Origin of the sequence: Candidatus Pantoea floridensis, assembly GCF_900215435.1 — a bacterium.
Taxonomy (GTDB): Bacteria; Pseudomonadota; Gammaproteobacteria; order Enterobacterales; family Enterobacteriaceae; genus Pantoea; species Pantoea floridensis.
Map to the genome: position 1 here is coordinate 21,010 of NZ_OCMY01000002.1, position 12,854 is coordinate 33,863.

The 12,854-nt window shown below is 53.8% G+C and carries 9 protein-coding genes; 7 read left to right on the forward strand and 2 right to left on the reverse strand.

The window, feature by feature from the left end; translation table 11 throughout:
* Positions 1-13: 13 nt before the first annotated feature.
* The gene (locus tag CRO19_RS20775) at positions 14-2,185 is read right to left on the reverse strand and encodes a TonB-dependent siderophore receptor (protein ID WP_176519245.1); all 2,172 of its coding nucleotides are present in this window, start codon (positions 2,183-2,185) and stop codon (positions 14-16) included.
* 501 nt (positions 2,186-2,686) lie between these two features.
* Here CRO19_RS20775 and CRO19_RS20785 point away from each other — a divergent pair.
* The 6 genes from CRO19_RS20785 to CRO19_RS20810 all read left to right on the forward strand — a co-directional run bounded on the left by CRO19_RS20785 (position 2,687) and on the right by CRO19_RS20810 (position 8,429).
* A complete protein-coding gene (locus tag CRO19_RS20785) occupies positions 2,687-3,583 on the forward strand; it encodes an ABC transporter substrate-binding protein (protein ID WP_097097739.1) in 897 nt (298 codons plus the stop codon).
* Positions 3,580-4,503, forward strand: coding sequence for an amino acid ABC transporter permease (locus tag CRO19_RS20790; protein WP_097097740.1), 924 nt, complete (start codon positions 3,580-3,582; stop codon positions 4,501-4,503). The genes CRO19_RS20785 and CRO19_RS20790 overlap by 4 nt, the downstream gene beginning before the upstream one ends.
* Positions 4,496-5,257: an amino acid ABC transporter ATP-binding protein gene (locus CRO19_RS20795; protein ID WP_097097741.1), complete on the forward strand. Its 762-nt coding sequence runs from the start codon at positions 4,496-4,498 to the stop codon at positions 5,255-5,257. Before CRO19_RS20790 ends, CRO19_RS20795 begins: the two co-directional genes overlap by 8 nt.
* 161 nt (positions 5,258-5,418) lie before the next feature.
* Positions 5,419-7,704, forward strand: a complete 2,286-nt coding sequence (locus tag CRO19_RS20800) for a molybdopterin-dependent oxidoreductase (RefSeq protein ID WP_097097742.1) — start codon at positions 5,419-5,421, stop codon at positions 7,702-7,704.
* An 87-nt stretch (positions 7,705-7,791) separates the two neighbouring features.
* Positions 7,792-8,064 carry an AbrB/MazE/SpoVT family DNA-binding domain-containing protein gene (locus tag CRO19_RS20805; RefSeq protein WP_097097743.1) on the forward strand — a complete coding sequence of 91 codons (273 nt, stop codon included), beginning with the start codon at positions 7,792-7,794 and terminating at the stop codon, positions 8,062-8,064.
* Positions 8,064-8,429: a type II toxin-antitoxin system PemK/MazF family toxin gene (locus CRO19_RS20810; protein ID WP_097097744.1), complete on the forward strand. Its 366-nt coding sequence runs from the start codon at positions 8,064-8,066 to the stop codon at positions 8,427-8,429. Before CRO19_RS20805 ends, CRO19_RS20810 begins: the two co-directional genes overlap by 1 nt.
* Before the next feature lie 51 nt (positions 8,430-8,480).
* On the opposite strand, the gene CRO19_RS20815 is transcribed toward CRO19_RS20810, so the two are convergent.
* Positions 8,481-12,194 (reverse strand): FAD-dependent oxidoreductase, encoded by a 3,714-nt coding sequence (locus CRO19_RS20815; RefSeq protein ID WP_097097745.1) that lies wholly within the window; start codon positions 12,192-12,194, stop codon positions 8,481-8,483.
* A gap of 457 nt (positions 12,195-12,651) precedes the next feature.
* On the opposite strand from CRO19_RS20815, the gene CRO19_RS26290 reads away from it, so the two are divergent.
* A complete protein-coding gene (locus tag CRO19_RS26290; protein WP_255438391.1) occupies positions 12,652-12,774 on the forward strand; it encodes a hypothetical protein in 123 nt (40 codons plus the stop codon).
* The last annotated feature ends 80 nt before the right edge of the window (positions 12,775-12,854 follow it).

Here is a 12,854-nt window from a genome sequence, read left to right on the forward strand (position 1 = left end):
TAAACCCGCTGAATCAAAACGACAGGGTCACGCCTGCATAATACGCCCGGCCCGGTTCGTTGTAGGTCGAAGCTCCTGAGTTCTCACGGTAAATGCGCTTATCAAACAGGTTATTGATACCGGCATTTGCCCGCAGGTTTTTCGTGACGTCGTAATTGAGATTGAGACCCACCACCGAATAAGGGCTGATCTCTTTCGACGTCATATTGCTGACATCAATCACTGTCTCAGCATTTTGTCGCGGTTTCTGACGCCCATACTGCGTCCAGTTAATATTGGCGCTGAGATCGTCCGTCGCCTGCCACTCCAGCTGCGAGTTAATGGTGAACTCAGGGATCACCGATAGCGGATTGCCGGTTTTCTTACTTTCCGAACGGAACATATAAGTCGCGTTCGAGCGCCATTCTAACGTGTCGGCAATTAAAGGAATGGTCAGATTACCTTCCAGTCCTTCCACAATCGCTTTGCCACCATTCTCCCAGCGCAGCACGTTATAGGTCGGGTTAGAACTGGAGTAGATCGGCTCGGTGCCGGAGATAATCTTGTTCTTGTAGTCGTTGCGGAACCAGGTGATGCCCGCTACATAGCCTTCATGACTGAACTCGAGGCCAATCTCTTTATTGACGCTGGTTTCCGCATCAAGGTCTTTATTGCCCATCAGATAACATTGGCTAAGCCCAATTGGGCAGCCGTTGCCACGGGTAGAGAGCAAGTATCCGGGGGTAGATTGATAAAGATTTGGCGCTTTAAACACGCGCGCAATACCGGCTTTCAACGTGAAGTAATCACCCAGTCCTTGCGAGACGTTCAGGCTCGGACTCCAGTTGGCACCAAACTGATCGTGATAATCAAAGCGCAGCCCTGGGATCACCTCGGTGGTATCGGTTGCGGCAATGTTGTCCTCGAAATAGAGCGAACTAATGGTGGCGCTGTTTTTACTGCTGCGCTGCGACGGATCGCCTGAACTGCCCGGCAGGTTCACGCCCGGTGCGCTGGCCGATAACATCGAAGCCGGATCGTTGAGCTCATCGCGGTTCCACTCTGCGCCTAAGGTCACGGTTTGATCCACCAACAGCTGCACCGGGAAGTTGATTTCACCGCCGGCGCGATAGCTTTCCAAACGACTGGTGGCGTAAGTGTTGCTATTGATCATCCCTTCAGTACGGCCAGCGGTGCCTTCCTGCAGACGCGTGTTATTGGTCTTCTCGTAGTTAAAATTGAGTTTTGAGGTTCCCCAATCCCAGATTCCGTTATGCGCTATGCCGTAACTCTGACGATACATGCGGTTGGTTTCATCACCGTAAAGGGATTCAACCAGGCCATCGGTGCTGGCGTTACTATTACTGTTTTGCGTATCGCCGGCGTAAATATTGCCCTGACGGCTGTAGCCGTAAGTGAAATCGATGATTTGCAGCGGCGTCATTTTCCAGGAGAGCACGGTATTGATGTCTTTATTGCGCACACCTTCACGTCCCGCCGCGTAAGAACCATTTTCAGCGGTATTGATATCAAACGCGTCGGCGTCGGTGCGGTTGATATTGCCGTACAGCCGCATCGTCAACGCTTCACCCGCCAGCGGGCCGCTAAGATTGAAGTTGGCGCGGCGCGTGTCGCCTTCTTTGCTATTTTCAGGCTGGTTGGTGTACAGCGACAGTGAGCCATGCCAGTCGTTGGTGGGGCGCTTGGTGATGATATTCACCACGCCGCCCGCCGCGCCCGAACCGTAGCGCGCAGCGGCAGGGCCGCGGATAACTTCAATACGCTCCACCATATCTGCGGGCACCCAGTTGGTGTCACCGCGTGAATCACGCTCACCGCGCCAGCTATAACGCACAGAATTGCGTGAAGAGACGGGCACGCCATCGATGAGAATCAAGGTGTTTTCCGGGCCCATGCCGCGAATATCGATTTGGCGGTTATTACCGCGGCTGCCGCTGGCACCGTTACCGGTGAGATTCACACCTGGCATTTTGCGAATGATGTCGGATAGATCGTTAACCGGGGGATTTTTCTTGATGTCTTCTGCCGTGATGGTGGAGACGCCTGGCTGTTGTTTAAGCTCCTGTTCAGCAGTGACAATCATCGATTCGTCGTCTGCAAGCTTTTCCGTGGATTCTGCTGCAATTGCAGGCGACGTTAGCACTCCCGCTAAAAAAAGCGCCACCGGACGCTTTTTGCCACGCATGGTTACATTCACTTAGATCTTCTCCCTGTTTCATTAACAATTGTAAGCAAATGCGCATGATAATGATAATGGTTCGCATTGTAATCCAGCATGACAAACATTTACATAAGACTGACAACGCGGTGAGTGGCGGGCAGGCGAGCTATCCGTTAGATAAATCCGTTATGTCTAAGACGAAAATGGTCAAACGATGCGGCATTAGCAGGCCTTTGATTCGGTGGCAGAATCTGAATTTCGCATGTTAAGCCGCGTCGTTAAGGGCACGGAAATAGTCTTGTAAAAACGCGCACCCTGCTATTGCCACAATTCGGCAATAGATATGTTTTTTTCGCATTTGTGATCGTTGCATATCTTCAATGAGAATGTCCTTGGGACGTAATGAGGATGAAAATTCGAACCACTGTGCGCCTTGACGCAAGGTGAATCAGAAGAAAAAACCATCGCTACCTCAACGCCTTTTCCCTGTGGGGAAACATTTTATAAATCAGGAGAAAGGTTCCAGTGAAACTCGCAAAAGGCATGACTCTTTTTGCGCTCGCTCTGAGTGCACATACCGCGTTCGCCGCCGATCAATCCGTCCCAACCGATAGCTCAATCCATGTGCAGGCCGATCCTGCGCTGAAAAGCCTGCTACCGGCGGATGTGGTTAAGCGCGGCTATATTGTGGCAGGAACCAACCCCAATACCCCGCCAACCACCTTCTATAAAGAAGACAACAAAACGCTGGCCGGGCGTGAAATTGATATCATGAATGCCGTGGGCGAGCGTCTGGGAATCCAGGTTCAGTGGCGCGACACCGGCGGTTTCGACAACATTATCCCAGGTTTGAAAACCGGTCGTTATGATGTGGCTCTTTCCAACATCAACGCCACGCCGGCGCGCGCCAAAATTATCGACTTTGTCGGTTATTACGATGCCAGCCGCCTGGGCATTATCTCGCGTAAAGATGCCAACGTTGCGCCGTTCAAAGACCTTTCCGATGTTTGCGGTAAAGAAGTCGGTGCGGGTTCCGGCACCACCCAGGTCACGCGCCTTGAAGACGCCAGCAAAGCCTGCGAAGCCGCGGGTAAAAAACCCATTAAAGTTTCGGTGTTCCCGGATCGTCCTGCGGGCGTACAAGCGGTGGTGAGTGGTCGTGTACCGATGTTCCTCGGTCCGTACGAAGGTCTGCTGTGGCAGGTTAAAGTCATTAAACCCTTGACCATGAGCGGTGAAATCACCGTCCACGATGCGCCAGTTTCTGTCGCCTTCCAGAAAGATTCTCCGCTGGAGCCTGCCATACAGGCGGCACTGAACTCGCTGATCAAAGATGGCAGCTACAACAAGATCCTCGATACCTGGGGCATTGGATTTGGTGCGGTTAAACAAGCCAAACGTAATCAGGAAATCTTTCAATGAGTGATATTCACCACCACACCGACGATCTGAAAATCGTCGGCAAACGTTACTACGGACGCTGGCTGAGTGCGCTGGTGGTGCTGTTGTGCGTGGTGGCGATGGCGCACTCGATGATCAACAATCCACGCTTCGAGTGGAGCGTGATTGCGGAGAACTTTACCGGCGAATCGATCCTGCAAGGCGTCCTGATGACGCTGCAGCTCACCGCGATTTCCGTGGTGCTGGGTTTTGCCTTTGGTACGGTGCTGGCGCTGATGCGCCTCTCCTCTAATCCGGTGCTGGTGGGCGTGAGCTGGTTTTATACCTGGTTCTTCCGCGGCGTGCCGATGCTGGTGCAGCTGTTCCTGTGGTACAACATCGCCGCGCTCTATCCCACCATCGCACTATCCATTCCCGGCCTTGGTGAAATCTGGAGTACCCAATCGAACGCGCTGGTAAGTCCGTTTAGCGCTGCGGTGATCGCGCTGGTGATGCACCAATCCGCTTATGCCGCAGAGATTGTTCGTGCTGGTATTCAGAGTGTCGGCAACGGCCAGCTGGAAGCCGCGCGTGCGCTGGGTTATCGCCCGTCGCAAATTTTCCGTCACACGATTCTGCCGCAGGCGATGCGCGCCATCATGCCGCCTGCCGGTAACGAAATTATTGGCCAGCTGAAAACCACCGCGGTGGTCTCGGTGATCTCACTGCAGGACGTGCTATTTTCGGCGCAGATCATCTATCAGCGTACGTATGAAGTGATCCCGCTACTGCTGGTGGCAACGCTGTGGTATTTGCTGATGACCTCGGTGTTGTCAGTGGGGCAGTTCTATGTAGAGCGCTATTTTGGACGTGGCGTCACGCGTCGGGAAAAACGCAGTCTGTTGAAATCGCTGCCGGGTTTCTCGGCGGCGAAAGCAGAAAGGAGCGTCAGCAATGGGTGAAGCGATCGCCTTACGGAAAGTCACTAAGCGCTTCTCTGGCGTCACCATTCTTGATGCCGTGAACCTGGATATTCCTGCCGGTTCGGTAACGGTGATCCTCGGGCCTTCCGGGTCGGGGAAATCTACGCTATTGCGCTGCATCAACCATCTGGAAAAACTCGATGGTGGCACCATTCGCATTGGTGGCGAGATCATTGGCTATAAGCAGAAAGGCCAGGCGCTGCACGAGTTAAGTAGCGGTGAGGTCGCGCGTCAGCGTGCCGAAATCGGCATGGTGTTCCAGCAGTTCAACCTGTTTCCGCACCGCACCGTGTTGCAAAACATCATTGATGCGCCGATGCGAGTGAAAAAGCAGAGCCGTCAGAAGGCAACCAACAAAGCGCTGGCGCTGTTGAAGCAGGTGGGGCTGTCTGGACGCGAAGATGAGTGGCCGCAGAATCTTTCTGGTGGGCAGCAGCAACGCGTAGCGATTGCGCGTGCACTGGCGATGGATCCTGGCGTTATGCTGTTTGATGAGCCCACTTCGGCACTCGATCCGGAACTGGTTGGCGAAGTCTTGCAGGTGATTAAACAGCTGGCACACTCGGGCATCACCATGGTGGTCGTCACGCATGAAATAGGCTTTGCCCGCGAGGTCGCCGACAACATTGTCTTTATGGAAAGCGGCAACATTGTGGCGGCGGGCCCAACCCAGCAAGTGCTCGATGACCCGGAAAACGGGCGCGTAAGAAACTTTATTGCAACGGTGCTTTAGGCACCGTTTTTCTTTTTTAATGCCAGGACGAGATTTAATGCCGCTCAGCCACGCCCAGGTGCGCATTAATGCGCACCCTACAACATCCGCACCGGTTTGTGGTAGGGGCGCCATTTATGGCGACCAGTATGCGTTGAGCTGAAGAGCATTAAGGAAAAAAAATGACGCAAAAACCGGTAATGCACAGCGCCCACTGGGGCGCTTTTCATGCCCAGCAGCAGGGCGACCAGCTCACAATTGAACCTTTCAAGGACGATCCCGATCCCAGCCCGCTACTGCAAAATTTCCGTACGGCCTTAAACCACCCGGCGCGCGTTTCCCGGCCAATGATACGGCGCGGCTGGCTGGAGAACGGCCCGGGCCCGGACGATCGGCGCGGTAACGACGACTATGTGGCGGTGAGCTGGGACGAAGCTTATGCATTAGTGGCGCGTGAACTGCAACGCGTCGGCGACAATTACGGTCCTGAAGGCATCTTCGGCGGCTCGTACGGCTGGTCGAGCGCCGGGCGTTTTCACCATGCGCAAAGCCAGGTGCACCGCTTCCTGAACACCACGCTTGGCGGTTACGTGCGTTCGGTGAACAGCTACAGCTCCGGTTCCGCGTCAGTATTGTTGCCGCATATCGTCGGCGACATGAATGAAATTGCGCGTCGCGGCGTCAGTTGGGAAGAGATTGCTCAGCATAGCGAAATCGTGCTGGCGTTTGGCGGCCTGGCGCTGAAGAACTCGCAGGTTGCCAGCGGCGGCTTAAGCGAACATACCGAACGTGGTTTTATGCAACAGGCGGCGCGGCGCGGCACGCGTTTCATTTCGATAAGCCCGCTTAAAAGCGATCTACCGGATGAGGCGAAGGGCGAATGGCTGGCGCTGCGACCGGGCACCGACGCCGCCTTTATCCTCGGCGTGTTATCGGTATTGATCGCCGAACAGCTGACGGATGAAGCTTTCCTCGCTCGTTATACCGTGGGTTGGCCAGAAATGGCGGCCTATATTCGCGGTGAAGAAGATGGCACGCCGCGTGACGCCGCATGGGCAGCAGAGATTTGCGGTGTCAGCGCCGCATTCATAGGTGATTTTGCGCGCCAGCTTTACGGCAAACGCGTGTTGGTGACGGTGGCGCACGCGTTACAGCGCGCCGAACATGGCGAACAGCCGGTGTGGCTGGGATTAGTATTAGCGGCAGCACTCGGTCAGCCGGGCCTGCCAGGCGGCGGTTATACCTATGCGCTTGGCGCGCTAGGACATTATGGTAAGCATCATAATCTGGTGAGTTTTCCCGCGCTGCCGCAGGGTAAAAATGGCATCGATCGCCTGATTCCGGTGGCGCGTATCGCTGATATGCTGCTCAATCCCGGCAAAAAGTTTGATTACAACGGCCGTCGCTTAACCTATCCGCATATTCGTCTGGCGTATTGGGCGGGCGGCAATCCGTTCCATCATCATCAGGATTTGGCACGGCTGCGTCAGGCCTTTTGCCAGCTGGATACGCTAATCGTGCATGAAATTGCCTGGACTGCTAGCGCACGTCATGCAGACATCGTGCTGCCGGCCACCATGACGCTTGAGCGCGAAGATATTGGCGGCGCGCCTACCGATCGTCATCTGTTTGCGATGCAGCCGGTGGCAGAACCCTTTGGCGAAGCGAAAGACGATTATGCGATTTTCACCGAACTGGCACGCCGTTTAGGCCGTGAAGACGACTTTACCGAAGGACGTGATACGCGCGGCTGGCTTAAGCATCATTATGCCCAGCTGCAGCAAAAACTGGCGGCGCATCAGGTCGAGATTCCTGGCTTTGATCAGTTCTGGCAGCAAGGCGTGCTGGAATTACCGCAGCTGAAAGACGGTGGCCGCATGATCAATGCGTTCCGCGCCGATCCTGATGCCGCGCCGCTGCCCACCCCGAGCGGTAAAATTGAGATCTTCTCAGCCACTATCGCCAGCTTTAACTATGAAAACTGCCCTGGTCATCCGGTGTGGCGCGAACCGCAGCAACAACCGAATCCCGATCATCCGTTCTGGCTTATCGCCAATCAGCCGGCGACGCGTTTGCACAGCCAGTTGGATTTTGGGGATTACAGCTTGAGTAGTAAGCGCGATGGACGTGAGGTGTGCAGCTTGCATCCGGCGGATGCGGCGTCATTAGGTATTCGCGATGGCGAGATTATTGAGCTCTACAACGAGCGAGGTCACGTGCTGGCGAGCGCGCGCCTGACCGAAACCATCCTGCGCGGCGTAGTACAATTGCCTACCGGCGCCTGGTACGATCCGGTTGATCCCACCGCGCTGCGTCCGCTGTGCCGCCATGGTAATCCCAATGTGCTCACGCTGGATATCGGCACTTCGTCTCTGACACAAGGCTGCAGCGGACAAATCACCGTGGTGCAGGTGCGGAAATACCGTGGCGAATTGACGCCGGTGCAGGCGTTTATTCCGCCGCGGTAAAAAGGAAACTAATCTCAAAAAACAAAGTGTGACTTTATCTCACTCAGTGATAAACTCTGTGTGACAAAGTTACACTTTGGAGGATATATGGCGTTAACCAAATTGCGTCAGCAAGGCGGAGCCGTCGTGCTGACAATTCCCAGTGATATTGCGGCTAGAGCAGGATGGCATGTGGGAATGGAGCTGGATGTCACTGCAACGGATGAGTCGATCAATATTAAGCCTGTAAACCGAGTCGCGCGCGGCAGAAAAACCTTGGATCAACTGTTAGCTGGTATTGATCAGGATGAGATTCGCCAGTTTAACGAAGCAGTAAGTGATGATTTGCAGGATAAACCACAAGGCAAGGAGGCTATTTGATGATATCGCGTAGAGTTCCGCAGTTGGGTGAAATCTGGCACGTCAACGGCGATCCCGTTGAAGGCAGGGAGTTTAAAGGGCCGCATTATTATCTGGTGATTTCCCGGCGGGAACTCGTCGCCGCGCTAGGGACAGCCGTTTGCGTTCCGGTAACCAGTGGCGGAGCCGCCTCACGCTCACAGGCAGTTACGGTCTATCTGGATGGCAATAGCACGGACAGCGGTAATATTACCGGTGTTGCATTGTGCTACCAGCTTCGCTCTCTGGATCTCATGGCGCGTAAAGCGAGTTTTGCCGCTAATGTTGAACCGCACATCATGGATGAAATCTTGTCAATGGTGGTGGACTTGATTGATCCGCGATGAAATATAAACGCGCCTTTGCGGCGCGCTTATCAGCATTATTCCATTTTTTAATTAAGCCGTGGTTTTACGGTTGTGCGTAATATCTTTCACTGTTTCCGCTGCGCGTTTTCCCGCAAGAAAGGCGTGATCGGAATTATAATATTCCCATTCGCTGTACCGCCCTGAGAGCTGTATTCCCTGCGTTGCTAGCCAGCTACGAATCAGCATAACGTTTGCCGTGCGCTGATGGTCGTACACTACATAGGCATAGGGCATATCCACAACGCTAGCGGTGAGAATCTCATCATCGGCGTTAATAATGCCGACACGAATACAATCCGCAATGCAGCGTTCTATCAGTGCGTCGCCTGCGTAAGGTAATGGCTGGTCGTCACGATAGGTCATTTCGCAGGTCAGACCAAAACCGCCCGGCGGATTACAGTGCGGGCTGGCGTTACCCTGTAAAAAGATGCGATGGAATAGGGTATCGCCGGGATAATAAATCCAGTGTTTATCACTTAGCGCGCTGCGGCCAATACCGAGATTGACGCAGCGCACGGAAATATGACGCAGCTGCCTGGCGGCTTTCTGCACCGCTTCTGGTGCCAGACTCCCCATTAATCGTACCAGCTCCGGCAGAGGCAACGTACTGACCATCTGATCGTAATGGAACTGTCGGCCATCGCTCAATAGCACGCGTCTCAGCTGTGGCTGAATTTCAGCAACCTGCGCCCCCAGCTCCAGCGTGCAGGTCAGATGGGGCACGAAACCTTCCATCAACGCCTGGAATCCACCGCGCAGCGGATAGCCAAAACGTGCGTTGGGGCCGACGGGTTTCTCTAGCGGTGCCAGCGCACCGGTAATAATTTGCTGCAAATCGGGCAGCGGCACGCGTCCGCCGAGCCAGGAGGTTTCCATATTGGCCAGCGGCGTTTTCCACAGCTTCTGGTTATAGGGCAAGGCAAAATGACGCGCGATCCCTTTGCCCCAGGTACGGAAGATAAAGCTTTCGAAATCTTCGCTCTCCTCTTTTGCCGCAAAGCTCTCCCCATCGGGGATGGCTCCATCCGCGCAACAGTCGCGCCGCGGCTCGGTCGTAACCGCTTGCAGTGTGGCTGGCGGCGCACCGTAGCGTGCCTCAATGGCACCCAGCACGCATTCGCTAATCACGTCGGCGGGTAAACCATGTAATGCTGACTGGAACGGGTAGCGGGTATAAACATCATGGCTGTAAACCCAGGCCTCGCGGGTTTGCCAATGCTGATTCTCGCCGAGCAAAATGTCGTATAAACGCAACACATAGGGATCGTTGGAGAACATGATGTGCCCGGCATGATCGAAAGTGAAACCCTGATCTTCGATAGAGCGACACCACCCGCCCACCGTGGCGTTTTTCTCCAGTACTACTGCACCTGCGCCATAGTGATAACCGGCACTCAGCCCAGTTGGCCCAGCGCCGAGAATCAGGCATTCAATGGCATGTGGCGCCAGCGGTTGCGAACGTTCGCTGTTGGCATCGGGCTGCGTAATCTCTCGCTTGGGCAGCGCGGCAATATGCGCCTGCATCTCTTCGGCGGTGCGGTCCCACGAGGTTTCCGCCACTAACGCCGCCATTTTTTTCGCCAGCAGATAACGTGTCTCAACGGGCAACGTCAACGCAACTTCACAAGCCTGAATGAAGGTTTGATGTGAATCGGCAATAGCCACGACATCAGCGTAATGACGCGCGACATCGGCAATCGCGGTGCTGACGATGGGCAACTGCGCCGCCATATACTCCAGCACTTTGGTGGGACTGATGAAGCGAGTTGAGGGATTCAATGCGAACGGCATCAGGCAGATATCCCAACCGGCGAGGAAATGCGGTAATGCCGCGTAAGGCTGCTGACCGAACCAGTGCAGATTATTACGCTGCGGCAACGTAGCAGGGTCAATTTTTACGACCGGGCCGACCATCACAATTTGCCAGTCGCGATGCGCATCGGCTAACGCGGCGATAAGCGCTAAATCCAGACGTTCATCAATCACGCCATAATAGCCAAGACGCGGCTTGGGCATATTATCCTGTAATGGATGGCTGTTACTGCGGTCCAGCGCCTGCTCGAAATGCGCCGCATCGACGCTGCTAGGACAGCAATACACGTGCGCGTGGCGATTTCTTTTCGCTTCGAACAGGCTGGTGCCGCCGGTAAACACCAGATCGGCACGGCTCAACAGGGCAGATTCACGCTGTCGTAACTGACGCGGTGCCTGATTAAAAGCCGAAAGTTCGTCCATGCAGTCGTAAATTATGGCGCTGGGTTTAAAGCAGGCCAACAGCGGCAGCGCCATCGGGGTGTAAAACCATACCAGTGGTGTTTCATCTTCATCGAGCAGATCGGCCAGCAGCGGCTGCAATACGGCGATTTGGCTATCATGAAAGCCAGGCGCCGCGACATTAGTGTGCGGTTCAATGACCGTGACATTCGGGGCCGGTTGATACTGTCGTAACGTCGCCTCAGCGGGGTGGAAAATCGGCTCTTCAATAAATACGATGCGGTGAAACTGAGCAAGACGTGACAACAAATGCTGGGGGCGCTGAAACACAAAGCCCCAGCGAAGATGACTGAATACCACTAATACCGACTGTTTCATAAAGCATTCCTCCGACCGATTGGCCGCGGTGACGAAACCCTGAAAGCGGGCGACTAAACGCTGTGATTGCCGTAGTGAGGCGGCATAAACCGAATTAAGAACGCGCTGGTGATGCGGATCGACATCCCATAGCCCGCTGCGAGGCCAGTGTGTGGGATCTTCCCAAAGTGGACGGTCGATAATGGGATAGAGACAGATGCCGTGGATATCGCATCCCGCCAGCTGTGCCTGAGCTACGTCGGCACTAACCTGTGATAACCATGCGGCACGTCCGCTACCCACATGGCTGGTTTCTGCCAGCAAAATCGGACGCTGATAGCGCTGTGAAAGCTGCTGCAAAATCTGATGCAGCGGGATACGTCGTGCGTCACCTAAATGCCAGTCCAGCAGGCCGCCGGAATAGGTGAGCCACTGATTACTGTGGTAATAGTTAGCGCCTACCACATCGAGATATTGCGGTTTGCCGCCCAACTCCGGTTCACGCAGACCGGCGATCATGTCCCACGCCTGATACTGCGATGCATTAATCTCGGCTGTTCGCCGATGACAGGCTTCGTTCTCCTCATCGGACACCACGTGAATCACCGGATCGCAGTGCAGAAAGCGGGCGCGAGGATCGGAAATAAGGATGGCGGCACAGCCCGCCAGCGTGGCGCGGATCAGTTGCCGCTTAATCGCGTCTGGATCGGCCTGTGTATCATGACCAAACAACCCGACGGAAATACCCCAGGACATAAATGAGATTTCATTCATCGGCGAGTAAATAGGGGCGTCGTCGTAATACTCCGCCAGCCAGGCCGCCATGCGCTGACAATAGGCGGCAAAGCGCGGCACAAATTCGGGGGAAAAAAGGGTGAGATCGTCGGGCCAGCCGTAATGGCACAGCGTCCAGTTAACTTGCACGCCAAAAGAGCGCGCCGAATTCATTCTTTTTTTTAAGCTCGCCAGCGTAGCTTCGGGCGCCGTTTCGGCCAGCCGCCAGCCAATACTTTCACGTACCGACGTAATGCCGAACTGCTGCAAAGCGGCATAATCATTATGGTATTGAGATAAATGATCATTAATCGCATTCATGGAAAGTTTTTCGCCGAAAGGATTGATATGATCTGCTCCCTCATAGCCGGCTTGCCAAAAGCTGGAAAATGGCGGCATGGTGTTCCCCCGGAATAATATTCAGGAAATAGAGATAAATAATAATGAGTTAATTATTAACAATGTGATGAGTATTAATGCTTAACAGTAAGATATAAATGCCGATTTGAACGAACATACATTCGGTAGCGGCGCAATTTATTGCACGATGAATCGCGCCGCTACCGAATGTGCGCTAATTGTTTGGACCATTCTTTTATTAATGAAACGTTAGGGGTTTAATTATGAAACTTATTTTAAATTATAACCACGGTTTAGCTTAACGCAAATTACTGAGCTAAAAATAAAATAAGCACAGCGCTAATTAAATTTATTTAAGTGAAGCGGTAGTCGAAATTAAGAATAGTGTTATTTAAATATTTCTTACGCTTAGCTCACATATTGAAGAGAACGCCTTCGGCCTATTTGGCGGCATTACTACACTTAACTCACCCAATTCGGGCTTATGGAGGTACTTATGTCAGAGCGTCCAGATGATGATGTCATTCCTTTACCCGGTGATGATGAACCCTTACCCGATGAAGATGATGATTTACCTCGCGACACAGAATTTCCCGAAGATCAGCAGCCTAAAATCTGAAACAGTGTGAGCCGCCGCTGGCGGCTCACTATTTCGATAGCACTCTGCGGCAATTACCTCATAATACCTCTCCAGGATTT

Coding starts and splice junctions, on each gene's coding strand:
- CRO19_RS26290 (WP_255438391.1), top strand. CDS start 12,652: ATGTCAGAGCGTCCAGATGATGATGTCATTCCTTTACCCGGTGATGAT.
- CRO19_RS20805 (WP_097097743.1), top strand. CDS start 7,792: ATGGCGTTAACCAAATTGCGTCAGCAAGGCGGAGCCGTCGTGCTGACA.
- CRO19_RS20795 (WP_097097741.1), top strand. CDS start 4,496: ATGGGTGAAGCGATCGCCTTACGGAAAGTCACTAAGCGCTTCTCTGGC.
- CRO19_RS20810 (WP_097097744.1), top strand. CDS start 8,064: ATGATATCGCGTAGAGTTCCGCAGTTGGGTGAAATCTGGCACGTCAAC.
- CRO19_RS20800 (WP_097097742.1), top strand. CDS start 5,419: ATGACGCAAAAACCGGTAATGCACAGCGCCCACTGGGGCGCTTTTCAT.
- CRO19_RS20815 (WP_097097745.1), bottom strand. CDS start 12,194: ATGCCGCCATTTTCCAGCTTTTGGCAAGCCGGCTATGAGGGAGCAGAT.
- CRO19_RS20775 (WP_176519245.1), bottom strand. CDS start 2,185: ATGCGTGGCAAAAAGCGTCCGGTGGCGCTTTTTTTAGCGGGAGTGCTA.
- CRO19_RS20790 (WP_097097740.1), top strand. CDS start 3,580: ATGAGTGATATTCACCACCACACCGACGATCTGAAAATCGTCGGCAAA.